The following is a 15,338-nucleotide window of genomic DNA, read 5'->3' as shown; positions in this document are numbered from 1 at the left end:
CGGTAAACAAAACTAGGAAGCATTACAATGGTATCTTGCAATGCAGACGGGATTGTTTCGGCAACCCCGTCTTTTTTTCTTTTCTTTGGAAGGAGGTTACGCCTATGTATAATTTTCTCGCGAATACGAAACGCATGACCGTTGCTGCCATGGTCATGGCCCTGTACATCGTCATCTTGTACGTCACTCAGGGGATTTCCTTTGGCCCCTATCAGATCCGCATCGCCACGTCGCTCTATGCATTGGCCTTTGTATATCCCTTCCTGGTGGTCCCCTTGGGGCTTGCGAACTTCATTGCCAATTTCCTCTTCGGCGGCCTGGGCTTTATCGACATGATCGGCGGCTGCTTCGTCGGCATGGCCACGACATGGCTCATCGTCCAGATCCGTCAGCGTCAGTATAGTCCATGGCTGGCTGCCCTGCCCATCTGGTGGGTGCCGGCCCTCTGCGTCAGCGCCTGGCTGTCGTACCTGCTCGATTTGCCCTACGCCGTCCTGGTCAGCAGCCTGGCTGTCGGTCAGCTGCCGCCGGCCATCTGCGGGGTCCTGCTCATCCAGGCCCTGAGCCATCGTTATGTCTTGAAGAAGGAGTTTTGATATGAGCCGAAGTAAAGAAGAACTGCAGGGCGTGACCCAGCTGGGCAATCAATACACGACGTACGCCCAGGACTACGACCCGTCCCTGTTGGAAACATTTGTCAACAAGCATCCAGACCGGGATTATTTCGTCAAGTTTAACTGTCCCGAATTCACCAGTCTCTGCCCCATGACGGGCCAGCCGGACTATGCGACGATTTACATTTCCTACGTCCCTGGTGAGCGCATGGTAGAAAGTAAATCGCTGAAACTCTATCTGTTCAGCTTCCGCAATCACGGTGATTTCCATGAAGACTGCGTCAACATCATCATGGACGACCTCATCCAGGCCATGGACCCGAAATATATCGAAGTATGGGGGAAATTCCTGCCCCGCGGCGGCATCAGCATCGATCCGTACTGCAACTACGGCCGGCCCGGCACGCCCTGGGCTGACGTGGCCTGGCAGCGCCTGTCCCAGCACGATTTATATCCTGAAAAGGTAGATAATCGCTAAATCTATTACCTTTTACGGCTGTTTCATGATATAATAAGTCTAAAAACAACAGAAGTAAGGGGTGTTACCTGTGAAATTGAAAAAAATGCTTTTGGCCCTGGGATTCTCCCTGGCCTTGTCGGCATCGGTCTTCGCAGCGGATAATATGTGGCAATATAACCAGTATACGTCCATCGACATGAACTCGGCCAAGCTCTATTACGATATGGGCCGCCAGATCCTGTCCTTTGAGACGGTGGAACAATCCGGCGAAACGACTGACTACTGCACCTATGTGTATAACATCGATGACCAGACGATCCAGCTGAAAAAGATGATTACCAAGACGAAGAAGCATAAGTATAAGAGCAGCTTCTATCCGGAATCCATCAAAGACGGCAACGCCGTCATCAAGGCCAGAGCCCGCATGGCCAATGATGTATTGGTCAAAGTAAAGGAAAAGGATGAGAAAAAATAGTGTGGGAGTTGGCAGTTTTCAGAGAAAACCTTTAAATTTAAAGCCATCCGCTAACAACTAACTGCTAGCCACTAACAACTTAAAAAGGCTTGTCGTCGTGCGACAAGCCTTTTTTATACGATGTCATTTCCCCTTGACGCAGATGCTGAGCCATTTCGGCAGTCTGTGTTCGACGACGACCCAGGAATAGGCTGCGGCACAGGCTGTGACGATGACGTAGATGGCGATGATGTGGACGGCCCGCAGGTAGATGTGCCAGTGGGCGGCCAGGCCCGTGCAGGCACTGAGAAAGACGGGATGGACCAGGTAGATGGGATACGAGTAGTCACCCAGGAGGGAGAAGACCTTGTGGACCCATTGCGGGACAGGCCGGCATTCCCACCAGTAGAGGAGGAAGAGCATCGTCGACAGGGTATAGGCCATGCCGATAGGGCTGAGCTGATGGATAGTGAAGACTGCCGACAAGGGGTCGTAGCCCAGGTAGTGCATGACGCCGTAGTAGGCGGCCAGCATACCCGCTGTCGTCGCTGCCTGGAAGACGTTGACCAGCGTGCCGTGGCGTTTCAGCCAGTCCGTCACGGCTGTGAAGTGTTCTGCCGTAAAGGCACCGAACATGAAGATGAACAGGTAGTGCAGGACGACGTAGTTCAGGCGGAAGTTGAAGGCGTCCTGGATGAGGGGATTGTCGGAATGGACCGTCCAGATGTAGCTGGAATAGAAGTTGAAGACCATGTTGGCGAAAAAGAGGATAGTAAAAGAGAGCCACGGCGCCTTGTCCATGAAGCGCAGGAGCGGCCGCCACAACGGCATGAGGAAGTAGAACCACAAGAGGATGACCAGGAAGTAAATGTGATACATGGCCAGGCCGTACCATAAGGTGCGGAAAAAGGCGTAAGGCTGGAAGACACTGAAGTTGTGGCTGATGACCGATACGTAGACCATGTAGAACAGGGACCAGGCCAGGTAGGGGACGAAGACCGTCCGCAGGCGGCGCCGCAGGTAGTCTTTGTAGACGAAGGGCTGGTCCAGGGGCTGGCTGTAGAACATGCCGAAGGCCGACAGGAAGAAAAAGGCCGGTACGGAAAAGCGGGACAGGATTTCCAGGATGGCCACCAGTCCCAGATTAGGCGACGGGTTGACGATAGCGACGGATCCGACGTGGATGGCGATGACGCCGAGCATGCAGAGACCGCGCATATAATTGATGGAATGAATGAATCGTTTTGACATCTGACACCTCGAAAGATACAATAAAGATAATTGGGATAATGACATATCCTATTATAACAAATTTTTCCAGCTTGGACAGGGGAGGTTTTATGACAGAAGATATAAAAAATGTGACCCGTACTGGGCTCATCCTGGCCGTGACCTTGATCCTGCAGGGCCTGCGCCTGGTCATCCCCATACCGCCGCAGGTCAGTATGTTCGTCGTCGGCTCCCTGGTCAATGCCTGCCTCATCGTGGCCGTCCTCACCGTCGGCCGCCGGGCCGGCCTGGTCGTCGCCGCCTGTACGCCCGTCTTTGCCTGGCTCGAAGGGATGCTGCCCTTTTTTCCCTTTGTCTTTCCCGTAGCCTTGGGCAACAGTTTCTACGTCTGGGCGGCCTGGCGCTGGCAGCGGTACGGCCTGCCGGCTTTCTGCGGCGGCGCCCTGGGCAAGGCGGCCATCCTTTACGGCTCTTTTTACCTGCTCTTTGCCTGCATCGCCTTTCCGCCGGCTGTGCGGCATATGCTCTTGTTTGCCATGAGCTGGCCTCAGGTCGTGACGGGCGTCATCGGGGCTGTCATCGGCAGGGAAGTGAGCCGCTTCGCCGCTTCTCGTCCTGAATAGAAAGGAAGGTATTATGTTACTGCAGATCTTTTATTATCTCCCGGCCATCCTCGGCGTGCTGTTCATCGCCGTCGGGACCTATCACGGCTGGAAATTCCGCGGCATGACGCGGCGCTGCAAGGTCGCCGCTGTAGGGACGCTCCTCGGGTTTGAAGAAAAGAAGATGAAGAGCGGGACCTTGTATTATCCCGTCGTCCGTTTCCAGACGAAAGACGGCCAGACCTATCAGGCCCGTTACGCCTTTGGCGATGCCGAATGGGACTATACGGCCGGTGACGAACTGGATTTGCGCTATAACCCGGCGGATCCCCAGGAAATCTATCTCGATCACGTACAGAGTATCTGGCAGCAGTATGCCAGTCCCTTTTTCATCATCGTCGGCGGCCTTATCTTTATCGCTGCGTATTACTTCATTTTATAAATAAAGGAGGAGCTAGTTACGTTGGAAGAAAATGAAAGAGCCGTGGCTGCGATGCGGCAGTTTTTAGAGGCCCTGGGACTGGACCTTCAGGCCCTGGGGATGGAAAAGACGCCGCACCGCGTGGCCCAGGCTTTTGCTGATTTTTTCTCAGGCCTCAAGGAAAATCCCGATGACGAGTGGCAGGATCCCATTGCGACTCAGACCGATGGCCTGGTCGTCGTCCGCAACATCCGCTTCCACTCCATGTGCGAACACCACCTGCTGCCCTTTTTCGGCTCCGTCCATGTGGCGTATTACCCGAAAAAGGGGACCATTGCCGGCTTCGGCCATTTCGTCCGCGCCGTCGATATCCTGGCTCGGCGGCCTCAGCTCCAGGAACGGATGACTGACGAACTGTGTCAGTCCATCCGCCGCGGCCTCGACCCGGAAGGCGTGCTGATCGTCGTCCAGGCGACCCATCTGTGCCTGACCATGCGCGACCGCCTGGCCATCGACTCGAATATCGTGACGACGGCGTCGTCAGGCTGCCTGAAAGAAGGGACCGCCGCCTATGACCAGGCCTGGAAACTGCTCATGGAGGAGGAAAAAGATGGATAAAATCGTCCTGACGGGACTTCATTTCTATGGCTATCATGGCTGTCTGCCTGAAGAAAAACGCCATGGCCAGCCCTTTCACATCGACCTGGTACTGGAAACGGACCTGGAACGGGCCGGCCAGACCGACGACTTGACGCAGACCGTCGACTACAGCGCCGTCTATGGTGTCGTCAAGGCCGTCGTCGAAGGGCCGTCGTATGACCTCATCGAACGGGTGGGCCAGGTCATTGCCGACCGCATCCTGGCCCAGTTCCCGCTGGTCCAGGCCCTGACCGTGACCGTCCACAAGCCGCAGGCGCCCATCGGCGGGCCCTTTGAAGACGCTGCCGTCGTCCTGGAAAGGCGGCGCCATGGCTAAGTTCTATCTCAGCATCGGCGCCAATCTGGGTGACCGCATGGCGACGCTTCGCCAGGCCGTCCGCCTCCTGGCCGATACGCCGGGCGTGACGGTCACGGCTGTTTCGCCTTTTTATGAAACACCGCCCTGGGGCAAGACCGACCAGCCAGCCTTCATCAATGGGGCCGTGGCTGTCGAAACGGAAGGGTCCGGACAGGAGCTGCTCGATGCCTGTCTGGCCATTGAACGGCGTTTGGGCCGTGTGCGCCGCGAAAAATGGGGCGCCCGGACTATCGATATCGACCTCGTCTACAGCCCGGACGAGGCGTGTGAGACGGAAACGCTGATCTTGCCTCACCCTTATCTCACACAGCGGGCTTTCGTCCTGGTCCCTTTGCGGGACTTGGCGCCGGACCTCATCCTTTGCGGTCGGCCCATTGGCGACTGGCTGGACCGGTTGCCGGATACAGACTCTATCAGAAAGAAGGACAGTAACTATGGAAAAAATACTCATTGCAGATGATGAACAGCTCATGCGTCAATTGGTCATCGACTTCTTGAGACCCGAAGGCTATGAAATCCTGGAAGCGTCAGACGGCAAAGAAGCGCTGGAAATCTATGATAAGGAACATCCGGACCTCATCCTTCTGGACGTCATGATGCCTGGTTATGATGGCTGGACGGTCTGCCGCGAAATCCGCCGCGAATCGACGGTCCCCATCATGATGCTGACGGCGAAAGGGGAAGAAATCGACCAGCTCTTCGCCTATGACCTCAGTGCCGATGAATATATCACCAAGCCCTTCAGTCCGAAGATTTTAGTCGCCAAGATCAAGGCCCTCCTGCGCCGTTCCCAGAATGAACAGGAAACGCATGAAACCGATGAGGGTGTCGCTATCGACCGCGATGCCCGTCAGGTCGTCCTCGACGGCAAGAACGTCGACCTGAGCCCGACGGAATACAAGCTCCTCAACTACCTCATGAGCAATACCGGCAAGGCCCTGAGCCGCCGCCAGATCCTCAACCAGGTATGGAACTACGATTACTACGGCGATCTGCGCACCGTCGACACGCACATCAACCGCCTGCGCATCAAGCTCGGCGATAAAGGCCGCTATATCCGCACAGTCCGCGGCTACGGTTACCGCTATGATGGCAAATGAGGAAAGGGCGCTGGTCGTTAAAATTTAAGGCCGGCCTCTATGTCGGCTTTTTTACGATTTTCTTCATTATCACTCTCATGGTTGCCGTCGGCTTCGGCTTTGAACGCTACTATTATTCCATGAAGAAAGAAGCTATGGTCGAAGCGAGTCAGAAAATCAGCAATATCTACCGGAAAGAGGGCGGTTCAGATGAAAGTTCGCTGGACGACCTGAGCCAGCAGTATGCCTTGGATGTGCTCATCGTCGATCAGGGGAAATTGGTCTATTCGTCCCGGCCAGGCCGGCGGGTCCATCTGCCTATGGAAAAAGATATACAAGATGAAGAAGTCATCGTCCAAGGGAAAGAAAATGAAGCGGCTGCTGACAAGCCGGTCTTCCGCCTGCCCCTGCATATCGCCGAACTACGGGATTTGCTCGATGGCAAGATGCCTGAAGAAGAAGTGCTAGGCAAGGTCCAGCTCTATAAGGATACGCCTGATTTCGAGCATTTCAATCTCATCGACCGCGTCCAAGACGGAGCTTACGTCATTATCAGCCAGTCCGTCGCACCCTTGCGGGAGAATATCTACATCGTCCAGCGGTTCATCATCGTCTGCGGCCTCATCTGGCTGGTCCTGGCTATTATCGGTACGATTCTCTTGACCCAGCGCATGACCCAGCCCCTGCTAGAATTGAAGAACCTGGCCGTCGCCATGGCTCACCTCGATTTTTCCAAGCGCTGGAAGGGGAATTTCAATGATGAAATCGGGGAGCTCGGCGACAGTATCAATACGCTGGCCAACCAGCTCAACGTCGCCCTGACGGCTCTGCAGCAGTCCAATACGGAATTGCAGAAGCAGCTCGACAAGGCCAAGGAAGTGGAACACATGCGCAAGTCCTTCCTGTCGGCTGTCTCCCATGAGCTGAAGACGCCTCTGGCCATCATCCAGGGCTATGCCGAAGGGCTGGACACGCTGGATATCGACAAGGAAACGCAGCAGCGCTACTGTGCCGTCATCCGCAGTGAAACCCAGAAGATGGATAAACTCGTCAAGGACCTGCTCAACTTGTCGCGTCTGGAAACGGACTCTTTCAAACTGGAACAGACGGTCTTTGATTTCACGGCCCTGGCCGAAGAAAGCAAGGCCCGCTTTGCCAAGGCTCTGGCTGATAAGCATATCCTGGCCAAGTGGGAACTGCCAGCTGAAATGAACGTCTATGGCGACCCGGAACGGATCGATACGATTCTGACCAATTTCCTGAGCAATGCCATCGACTATACGCCCGTCGGCAGGCATATCCACGTCTTTGCCGATGACCTGGGGAAGCGCTACCGCATCTGTGTCTACAATGAAGGCAGCCATATCGGCGAAGAGTACCAGCAGCGCATTTGGGAACCGTTCTATAAGATCGATTCATCCCGGGCCCGCAGCCCGAAACGCGTTTTCGGCGGCCACGGCCTGGGTCTGGGGACCGTCGCGGCCCTGGTGAAACTCCACGGGGAAACCTACGGCGTCCGCAACGAAAAAGACGGCGTCACCTTCTGGTTCACCATAAAGAAGAGATAGCTCGTCGTTCATCGTAGGTCGTTGGTCGTTGTAAGGGATAAAAAATGGGACCTCGCACGAAGGTTTTTGCCATCATGCGAGGTCCCATTTGCTTTATAGTTTGTAGAAGATGGCTTTAAATTTAAAACCATCGGCTAACCACTAGCCTTTTTTGGAAGAGAACCCCTCAGACGCCTGCGGCGCCAGCTCCCCTTCGCAGGGGAGCCGAAAGCCTCACCTGCGAAGGGGAGGGGGACCGCAAAGCGGTGGAGGGGTTCTTCCCATCAGAACGACCGCTTGCCTAAGGTGGGGTGGCTGCATTTTTTCAGGGTCAGGTGGTCGACGAGGTAGCCGGCCCGGTCCAGGTCGACGTCTTCTTTTTGACCGTCGTGTTCAAAGACGCAGAGCGGCTGGTCGGTCCCGACTTCGCCGCCAGGGAGGTAGATGTATTCACCCGTTTCGGCGTCGCCGAAGACGATGCCGGCTAAGAGGTGTTTTTTGGCTATTTGACTCATCGCAGGGCCTCCTGTCCGTCGAATTTGATTTCTAAGAGCTTGCAGTCCCGGTAGTCCGCCGAGACGAGCTGGAGCAGCGTCCCGTTGTAGCGGCGCGGGAACATGGTCCCAGGCTGCATGCCGTGGAGATGGCCGAAAACGCAGAGCGGGACGTGATATTTTTCCAAAAGGTCCGTAAAGCCGCTGGGCTTGGTCAGATCGCAGACCGGCGGGTAGTGGAGCAGGAGGATGGTGTGCTTGCACTGCAGGGCCTCGGCTTCCTGCAAGGTCCGTTCGACGCGCAAAAGTTCCCGCCGATAGGGCTTGGCGTCGCGGTCTTCCTGGTAGTGGATGTCGCCCGGGCAGACCCAGCCGTGGGTGCCGCAGATGGCGATGTCCTTGTCGCCCAGGACGGCTGTCGAGCCGTAGAGGTACTGCATATTATTCTCGGCGTCCATCCGGTTCAGTTTGCCGGCACTTTCCCACCAGTAATCGTGGTTGCCGCGGATTATGATTTTTTTACCCGGCAGGGCCCGTATCTGGTCCAGGTCTTCCTGGGCCTCCTTGAGGTGCATGGCCCAAGACGTGTCGCCGGCGATGAGGACGACGTCGTCGTCACTGACGCGGCTCTTCCAGTCGGCGGCGATGCGCTGCCAATGGTTCTTCCAGCGGCTGCCGAAGACTTCCATGGGCTTTTTGGGGGGATTGCCTGATAAATGTAGATCACCGATTGCAAATAAACGCATAGAGTTGTAATAACCGTCCTTTCTTATACTTCATGCAAGCGCTGCTGCAAGGCATGAATGAAGCGCGCTGAATGGCCTCCGTTGGCGATTTGGGGAATCATATAGCGACGTAGAGGGGGTTGGTCAGAAAGCGCGGGATAATTTTGACATACAAGGCATCGTCAGCCGGGAAGTCATAGAAAAAGATATTATAACTGTCGTTGAAGCTGACAAAGGAGTGCATGAAATAATCTGCCGTCAGCTGCATATAGCGGACGAATTTCCCCAGCTTTCCCCGGTCTTTGAGGATGAGGTTCACTTCATAAAAGCCGATGATCGGGCGCTGGGACAAGTTGACCGTCAGGCCGTCTTCTTCAATGATGGAAGGCCCGACGAAGTGGAAAGGTTTGATGTCCTGGTGATAGTCGTAGTCCTTGAAGCCGACGATCTGCGAATGGGGGTGGTGGATGGTGCCGCCGGCCATGTAGCCGTGGTTGCGGTAGAAGACGACGGACCGGAATTTTCCCATGTCCTTGACTTGCTGCCATTTTTCCAGGCCGAATTCGATGAGCTTCAAGGCGTATTCCGGTGTATACGATGAAAATTCGCCATCGCAGTCATCGCTTTCGATGATCAGCGTCTGCCACGAATCCTTGAGGACGGGGTAGGCGTTTTCCAGCCAGATCATAGGGCCCCGTTTTTCCATGACGTTCTTCAAGTGGGCTACGTCGCAGAAGGGACAATACTTTTCATCGCGATGGACCGTGTCGGGCTTGGTCTTGCCCAGGTCCAGATTATATTCCAAAATGTGAGATAAGGGATTTTCATTCATGACGACCGCTCCTTTTGATACCTACTATACATTGTAGCATAGAGATAGCCATTTTCAAACCATGTGGTATAATACAGATATGCTATTTTTAAGGAGGAATTTATCATGAGTCTTCATATTGCTGCTCGTGACGGTGAAATCGCCGACCGCATCTTGCTTCCCGGCGATCCCCTGCGGGCTAAATATATTGCTGAAACTTTTTTGGACGATGCCGTCTGCTACACGGATATCCGCAACATCCTCGGCTATACGGGGACCTATAAAGGCGTCCGCCTGTCCGTCCAGGGCACGGGCATGGGCATCCCGTCCATTTCCATTTATGCGACGGAACTCATGCGCGATTACGGCGTGAAGAAGCTCATCCGCGTCGGCACCTGCGGGGCCATGCGCAAAGATATCAAGCTCCGCGACGTCATCATCGCCCAGGGGGCCACGACGGACTCGTCGATCATCCGCAACATCTTCGGCGGCTCCATCAACTACGCGCCACTGGCTGATTTCACGCTCCTGCGCCAGGCCTACGAACAGTCGGTCAAACAGGGCATCCCGGCGCGGGTCGGCAACATCGTCTCTGTCGACCGCTTCTACGATGACGAAATCGACAATGATAAACTGACCCAGTACGGCATCATGGCCGTCGAAATGGAAACGGCCGGCCTCTATACGCTGGCTGCCAAATACGGCGCTCAGGCCCTGGGATTGTTCACGGTCAGCGACCACTTGCTGACGGGCGAAGCCTGCACGCCGGAAGAACGGCAGACGTCCTTCGACGATATGATCCGCATTGCCTTGGAAACGGCTATTCAGGAGTAACCGCCTATGAGAGCTAAAGAACTACGGGTCATTGACAGCCACTTCCATTTTTGTGATTACGTCGGCTTCAACCAGATTGCCCTGGCTGCGGGCTATACTAATACGGAAGAATGCCTGCACAAGGCCTTTCAGGACAACAACATCGTCCACGGCGTCGTCATGGGCAACAAGACCCTGGACCCGGCAGGCCATCACTACCCCGATTACATGAGCTACTGCATCGGCCTGGACAGCAACGTCTTTTACGACGATATGGACCTCATGACGGCCCAGGTCGAAGAGAACCTCAAGCGCAAGCAGTGCTGCGGCATCAAGCTCTATCCGGGCTATAACCACGTCTACGTCTACGATGAGCTCTATGACCCCATTTACGAGCTGGCCCGGAAGTATAACAAGCCCGTCGCCATCCACACGGGCCTGACGGCTACGGCCAACGCCCTCTTGAAGTACAGTCATCCCATGACCCTCGATGAAGCGGCCGTCAAATATCCCGATGTCCAGTTCGTCATGTGCCACATCGGCAATCCCTTCCTGCAGGATGCCATTGCCGTCCTGGAAAAGAACCACAACGTCGCCGTCGACTTGTCAGGCCTCCTGGAAGGGAAGATACCCGACATGGTCACCTTCCTGCGGGATAAGCGGGGCTATATTTCCATGCTCCGGGACTGGCTGAACTACCTCGGCTCTTATGACCGGGTCATGTTCGGGACCGACTGGCCCCTGGCTAATTTTGCCGATTATATTACCTTTGTCAAAGATTTCATCCCTGAAACGTATTGGGATGACGTCTTCTTTAACAATGCCAACCGCATCTACCAGCTGGGATTATAGCCGGCCTTGCGGCAAGGGAGGAACGCCTTTTGTATACTGTAACCAAGCGGATGGAAATATCCGCTGCCCATTACCTTGTCCTCGATTATGAGAGCAAGTGCGAGCATCTCCACGGTCATAACTGGATCATCTCTGTGACCTGCCAGGCCGAAACACTGGACCGAAACGGCATGGTCGTCGATTTCAAGAAAATCAAGGAAATGGTCCACGCCAAGATGGACCATCAGAATCTGAACGATGTCTTCGACTTCAATCCGACGGCGGAAAATATCGCCAAGTGGATCTGCGACACCGTTCCCCATTGTGTCAAAGTGACGGTCCAGGAAAGCGAAGGGAACGTGGCCACTTATGAATTATAGCCTCTGTGTCAACGAGATTTTCGACAGTATCGACGGCGAAGGCAAGAAAGCCGGTCAGCTGGCGACGTTCATCCGCCTCTGCGGCTGCAACCTGCGCTGTTCTTACTGCGATACGGCCTATGCCTTTAACGAAGGCCGGCACATGGACATTGCCGATATCATCGCCCAAGTGTCCTATCCCAACGTCACCCTGACCGGCGGCGAACCGCTGTGCCAGGACATCCACGCCCTCCTGGAAGGGCTCAAAGGGCACAGCGTCAATATCGAGACCAATGGCAGCATGGACATCGAGCCGTATTTCAAATACGACCACGTCTGGTTCACTGTCGATTATAAGAGCCTGTCTTCGGACATGGCCAATCGCATGCTGCCGGAGAACTTCGAGAAGCTCCGGCCTCAGGACGTCCTGAAGTTCGTCGTCGGCGACGAAGCCGACCTGCGCCAGGCTCTGGGTGTCTATCAGCTGTACCGGCCTAAATGTGCCGTCTACGTCGGCGCCGTCTTCGGCAAAATCGAGCCGCGGCGCATCGTCGAGTTCATGAAGGAACACCGTCTGACGGACTGGCACATGCAGCTTCAACTCCATAAGATCATCTGGAACCCCGACGACCGGGGCGTCTAGCTGGGACGACGAAACGCCGTTATCCGCTGATTTGCGGGTAACGGCGTTTTTTGAAGATGGCCTGGTCGTCGTCGAGCATGTGCTGGAAGCAGAAGAGCGTCGCGTCCGTATCGGTCAGGCTGTCGTGCCAGTTGCGGCCGTGATAGCCGTAGTGGGCGGCGCAGTTCATGAGCTTTTCATAAGTGATGGTCTTCGTTTCCTGGTAATGGATGAGGGAAAAGGCTTCGGCCAGGTCGAGGTAGATGTCCTTGTCCGGCAGGACGACGCCCGACGCGTGGAGCTTGGCAATGTCGTTGAAGGTACTGTAGCCGACGATGAGGTCTGCATCCATGAAAAGGCTGCTGACCGTGTCGGCCCAGAGGATGAACGGGTCTTCACAGGCGACCTGTTCCGGCGTGATGTGATTGACTTCCATCGCTTCATCCCAGCGTTCCGTGTAGAGGGGCTTGAAATAGCGGTTCATGAGGACGTCGCCGCAGCCGTTCATGATGGACAGCTGGATGATTTCGGCGTCGGCCGTGAGGCCCGTCGTCTCCAGGTCCAGCGTCAGGATGCGCGCCGGGTCGAGGCGGCGGATGGCCTGTTTGATCTGCGGTGACCGGCGGATGCTCTGGCGCCGGGCTTTTTCTTTCTTCGACAGTAACTTTTTCATGGAAAAACCTCCTTTCTTCTCTGCAATGGCTTTATTATAGGAAGAAAGGAGGTCCTTGTCAATCGTTATTTCTTGGTGCTGGCACCGGTCGCAGCCTGCGGCGGAGCCGGCCGGTCGACGGTGGCAAAGCCGTAGACGGCCGTACAGGCCAGGAGCAGCATGAGCAGGAGGGAGATGATTTTTTTGCTGTCATAGGAGAAGTGTCCTTTCGTGATTACTTATTCGTATAAGCCGCTGGGCTTTTCCGAGAGGTTGATGAAGATATTCTTGGTCTGCATGTAATGGCGCATGGTCGTCTTGTCCGTTTCGCGGCCGATGCCGGAGAGCTTGTAGCCGCCGAAAGGTGCGCCGGCCGGCAGGGCATTGTAGGTGTTGACCCACATGCGGCCCGTTTCCACGCCTTTGGCTACGCGCAGGGCCCGGTTGATGTCGCGCGTCCAGACGGCGCCGCCTAAGCCGTATTCGCTGGCGTTGGCCAGGGCGATGACTTCGTCTTCCGTCTCAAAGGGCAGGATGCAGACGACAGGGCCGAAGATTTCTTCCTGGGCAATGCGCATATCGTTGGTGACGTCGGCGAAGATCGTCGGTTTGATGAAATTGCCCTTGTCGAGGCCGTTGGCGGTTGCCTTTTCGCCGCCGCAGACCAGGCGGGCGCCTTCCTGCTTGCCGATTTCGATGTAGCTGAGGATCTTTTCGACCTGACGGCCGTCGATCTGGGCGCCCATCTGCGTGTCTTCCAGCCAGGGCAGGCCGACTTTGACGCGGTTGAATCGTTCGGCCAGTTCGGCGACGAACTTGTCGTAGATCCCTTTCTGGACGAAGATGCGGGAGCCGGCGCAGCAGACCTGACCCTGGTTGAAGAGGATGCCCAGCTGGGCGCCGTCCATGGCCATGTCCCAATCGCAGTCGTCGAAGAAGATATTCGCCGATTTGCCGCCCAGTTCCAGTGTCGCCGGGATGAGTTTTTCCTGGGCTGCTTTGTAGACGCCGCGGCCGATTTCCGTAGAGCCCGTGAAGGCCAGTTTCTGGATATCCGGATGGTCGAGGATGTACTGACCCGACCGGGAGCCCTTGCCGGTGATGACGTTGACGACGCCGTCAGGCAGGACGCCTTCCAGGAGGTGCATCAGTTCCAGGACGCTGAGGGACGTCGTGCTCGATGGCTTGAGGATGATCGTACAGCCGGCGGCCAGGGCCGGTGCCAGTTTCCAGGCGGCCATGAGGAAGGGGAAGTTCCACGGGATGATCTGGCCGACGACGCCAATCGGTTCGTGGATGACCAGGCTCAGCGTGTGGTCGTCCAGGGTCGACGCCCGGCCGTCTTCGCTGCGGACGACGCCGGCGAAGTAGCGGAAATGGTCGGCTGCTGCCGGGATGTCGACGGCCTTCGTTTCCCGGATGGGCTTGCCGTTGTCCAAGGTTTCGATGAGGGCCAGCGTGTCGGCATTCTTATCGATGATGTCGGCGATTTTCAAGAGGATGGCCTGTCGTTTTCGGGGCGATACGTTCTTCCAGGCCGGGAAGGCAGCCTGGGCGGCGCGGACAGCGGCGTTGACGTCGTCCTGCGTCGCTTCGGCACAGACCGACAGGACTTCACCGTTGGCAGGGTTGATGGCTTTAAAGGTAGAACCGTCGCTGGACGGGACCCAGCGGCCATTGATATATAAATCGTAAGAGGGGCGGATGACATTTTTCATCAGGACACTTCCTTTCTACGTAATGGACATAAGAGAAAATGATTCTTTGTTAATGTAAAGTCATTATACCATAAGTATACTAAAACGGTCAACAATGGGAACTTTTTCACGGTCTTTGCCCTGTATAAATGATTGCAAATATTGACAAAGCAGGCTAAAATAGATAGGGTACACAATAAGTATAGTTTCACAGGAGAAGTTACATGTATAAATACGTTTTATTCGATCTCGACGGGACCCTGACCGATTCCAAGGAAGGCATCATCAAGTCCGTTGCCTATGCCCTGGAACAGATGGGCGAATCGACAGAAGGCCGTCTGGATCAGCATACTATCGTCGGGCCGCCGCTGTTGACGACCTTTGAAGACGTCTATGGCTTTTCGCCGGAAAAGGCCCGTCAGACTTATGCCTATTTCCAGGAACGCTACAGCACGATCGGCAAGTTCGAGAACCGGGCTTTCGACGGCATCGTTCCCATGCTCAAGGCCATGAAGGAAGCGGGCATCCGCTCGTTCGTCGCTACATCGAAGCCCCAGGTCCATGCCGAGGCAATCTGCCAGAAATTCGGCATCGATCCCTATGTGGAAGCCATTGCCGGACCGGCCGTCGGCGGGACTGATACCAAGGCTGACGTCATGCGGCGCATCCTGGCTGGCCTGGGCCCGGTGGAAAAGGGCGACGCCGTCATGGTCGGCGACCGCCGTTTCGACATCATCGGCGCCCACGAATTGGGCCTGCCCGTCATTTATGTCACCTATGGCTATGGCGATGAAGCGGAACGGAAGGCCTTCCAGCCCGATTACACGGCAGCGACCGTAGGGGACTTGAAACAGTTACTTTTGCAAGCATGATGCTAGCTATAATACATTATATAATAAGAGATGAAGG

The 15,338-nt window shown here is 55.6% G+C and carries 21 protein-coding genes; 15 read left to right on the top strand and 6 right to left on the bottom strand.

The annotated features are described in order from the left end of the window. The first annotated feature begins 104 nt into the window (after positions 1-104). The 3 genes from NM10_RS05245 (at position 105) to NM10_RS05235 (ending at position 1,549) form a co-directional block, all read left to right on the top strand. Positions 105-596, top strand: a complete 492-nt coding sequence (locus tag NM10_RS05245) for a QueT transporter family protein (protein WP_020310556.1) — start codon at positions 105-107, stop codon at positions 594-596. 1 nt (position 597) lies between these two features. Beyond that, the gene (queF, locus tag NM10_RS05240) at positions 598-1,092 is read left to right on the top strand and encodes a preQ(1) synthase (RefSeq protein WP_020310555.1); all 495 of its coding nucleotides are present in this window, start codon (positions 598-600) and stop codon (positions 1,090-1,092) included. A 70-nt stretch (positions 1,093-1,162) separates the two neighbouring features. Continuing rightward, complete coding sequence (locus NM10_RS05235; protein ID WP_020310554.1) at positions 1,163-1,549, top strand: hypothetical protein; 387 nt, start codon at positions 1,163-1,165, stop codon at positions 1,547-1,549. A 123-nt stretch (positions 1,550-1,672) separates the two neighbouring features. On the opposite strand, the gene NM10_RS05230 is transcribed toward NM10_RS05235, so the two are convergent. Beyond that, positions 1,673-2,779, bottom strand: a complete 1,107-nt coding sequence (locus NM10_RS05230; protein WP_020310553.1) for an acyltransferase — start codon at positions 2,777-2,779, stop codon at positions 1,673-1,675. Positions 2,780-2,868: 89 nt separating this feature from the next. Here NM10_RS05230 and NM10_RS05225 point away from each other — a divergent pair, with 89 nt between their 5' ends. The 7 genes from NM10_RS05225 to NM10_RS05195 are packed head-to-tail and all read left to right on the top strand — an operon-like array spanning position 2,869 to position 7,446. Next, on the top strand, positions 2,869-3,381 hold the full coding sequence (locus NM10_RS05225; RefSeq protein ID WP_020310552.1) for an ECF transporter S component: 513 nt from the start codon (positions 2,869-2,871) through the stop codon (positions 3,379-3,381). A gap of 13 nt (positions 3,382-3,394) precedes the next feature. Beyond that, positions 3,395-3,802, top strand: coding sequence for a DUF3592 domain-containing protein (locus NM10_RS05220; RefSeq protein ID WP_020310551.1), 408 nt, complete (start codon positions 3,395-3,397; stop codon positions 3,800-3,802). A 21-nt stretch (positions 3,803-3,823) separates the two neighbouring features. Beyond that, positions 3,824-4,399, top strand: coding sequence for a GTP cyclohydrolase I (gene folE, locus NM10_RS05215; protein ID WP_020310550.1), 576 nt, complete (start codon positions 3,824-3,826; stop codon positions 4,397-4,399). Then, complete coding sequence (folB, locus tag NM10_RS05210; protein WP_020310549.1) at positions 4,392-4,757, top strand: dihydroneopterin aldolase; 366 nt, start codon at positions 4,392-4,394, stop codon at positions 4,755-4,757. The genes folE and folB overlap by 8 nt, the downstream gene beginning before the upstream one ends. Next, the gene (folK, locus tag NM10_RS05205; RefSeq protein ID WP_020310548.1) at positions 4,750-5,259 is read left to right on the top strand and encodes a 2-amino-4-hydroxy-6-hydroxymethyldihydropteridine diphosphokinase; all 510 of its coding nucleotides are present in this window, start codon (positions 4,750-4,752) and stop codon (positions 5,257-5,259) included. Before folB ends, folK begins: the two co-directional genes overlap by 8 nt. Then, positions 5,234-5,899: a response regulator transcription factor gene (locus NM10_RS05200; RefSeq protein ID WP_020310547.1), complete on the top strand. Its 666-nt coding sequence runs from the start codon at positions 5,234-5,236 to the stop codon at positions 5,897-5,899. Before folK ends, NM10_RS05200 begins: the two co-directional genes overlap by 26 nt. After that, entirely contained in the window at positions 5,896-7,446 is a 1,551-nt protein-coding gene (locus NM10_RS05195) for a sensor histidine kinase (RefSeq protein WP_020310546.1), read from the top strand. The genes NM10_RS05200 and NM10_RS05195 overlap by 4 nt, the downstream gene beginning before the upstream one ends. Before the next feature lie 263 nt (positions 7,447-7,709). Here the strand turns inward: NM10_RS05195 and NM10_RS05190 are convergent, their stop codons facing one another. The 3 genes from NM10_RS05190 to NM10_RS05180 all read right to left on the bottom strand — a co-directional run bounded on the left by NM10_RS05190 (position 7,710) and on the right by NM10_RS05180 (position 9,476). Continuing rightward, positions 7,710-7,940 carry a hypothetical protein gene (locus NM10_RS05190; RefSeq protein WP_020310545.1) on the bottom strand — a complete coding sequence of 77 codons (231 nt, stop codon included), beginning with the start codon at positions 7,938-7,940 and terminating at the stop codon, positions 7,710-7,712. Continuing rightward, entirely contained in the window at positions 7,937-8,665 is a 729-nt protein-coding gene (locus tag NM10_RS05185) for a metallophosphoesterase (protein WP_020310544.1), read from the bottom strand. Before NM10_RS05185 ends, NM10_RS05190 begins: the two co-directional genes overlap by 4 nt. A 97-nt stretch (positions 8,666-8,762) precedes the next feature. Beyond that, positions 8,763-9,476, bottom strand: a complete 714-nt coding sequence (locus tag NM10_RS05180; RefSeq protein WP_020310543.1) for a DUF4931 domain-containing protein — start codon at positions 9,474-9,476, stop codon at positions 8,763-8,765. A gap of 105 nt (positions 9,477-9,581) precedes the next feature. Here NM10_RS05180 and deoD point away from each other — a divergent pair, with 105 nt between their 5' ends. From deoD to NM10_RS05160, 4 genes are read left to right on the top strand one after another with little or no spacing between them, the layout of a single operon-like run. Further along, a complete protein-coding gene (gene deoD, locus NM10_RS05175) occupies positions 9,582-10,289 on the top strand; it encodes a purine-nucleoside phosphorylase (RefSeq protein WP_020310542.1) in 708 nt (235 codons plus the stop codon). A 6-nt stretch (positions 10,290-10,295) separates the two neighbouring features. Continuing rightward, a complete protein-coding gene (locus NM10_RS05170) occupies positions 10,296-11,120 on the top strand; it encodes an amidohydrolase family protein (RefSeq protein ID WP_020310541.1) in 825 nt (274 codons plus the stop codon). Positions 11,121-11,149: 29 nt separating this feature from the next. Continuing rightward, positions 11,150-11,479, top strand: coding sequence for a 6-carboxytetrahydropterin synthase QueD (queD, locus tag NM10_RS05165; protein WP_020310540.1), 330 nt, complete (start codon positions 11,150-11,152; stop codon positions 11,477-11,479). Further along, positions 11,469-12,101 carry a radical SAM protein gene (locus NM10_RS05160; protein WP_020310539.1) on the top strand — a complete coding sequence of 211 codons (633 nt, stop codon included), beginning with the start codon at positions 11,469-11,471 and terminating at the stop codon, positions 12,099-12,101. The genes queD and NM10_RS05160 overlap by 11 nt, the downstream gene beginning before the upstream one ends. Positions 12,102-12,120: 19 nt before the next feature. Here NM10_RS05160 and NM10_RS05155 read toward each other — a convergent pair whose 3' ends face one another. Both NM10_RS05155 and NM10_RS05150 read right to left on the bottom strand, forming a co-directional pair. Then, positions 12,121-12,753: a 3'-5' exonuclease gene (locus NM10_RS05155; RefSeq protein ID WP_020310538.1), complete on the bottom strand. Its 633-nt coding sequence runs from the start codon at positions 12,751-12,753 to the stop codon at positions 12,121-12,123. Positions 12,754-12,971: 218 nt separating this feature from the next. After that, the gene (locus NM10_RS05150; protein ID WP_020310537.1) at positions 12,972-14,450 is read right to left on the bottom strand and encodes an aldehyde dehydrogenase family protein; all 1,479 of its coding nucleotides are present in this window, start codon (positions 14,448-14,450) and stop codon (positions 12,972-12,974) included. A gap of 203 nt (positions 14,451-14,653) precedes the next feature. Here NM10_RS05150 and NM10_RS05145 point away from each other — a divergent pair, with 203 nt between their 5' ends. Then, complete coding sequence (locus NM10_RS05145; RefSeq protein WP_020310536.1) at positions 14,654-15,301, top strand: HAD hydrolase-like protein; 648 nt, start codon at positions 14,654-14,656, stop codon at positions 15,299-15,301. The last annotated feature ends 37 nt before the right edge of the window (positions 15,302-15,338 follow it).

Origin of the sequence: Megasphaera sp. NM10, assembly GCF_000417505.1 — a bacterium.
Taxonomy (GTDB): domain Bacteria; phylum Bacillota; class Negativicutes; order Veillonellales; family Megasphaeraceae; genus Megasphaera; species Megasphaera intestinihominis.
The sequence above is the reverse complement of the archived record's forward strand: the minus strand, read 5'-3'. Positions and strand labels throughout refer to the sequence as shown.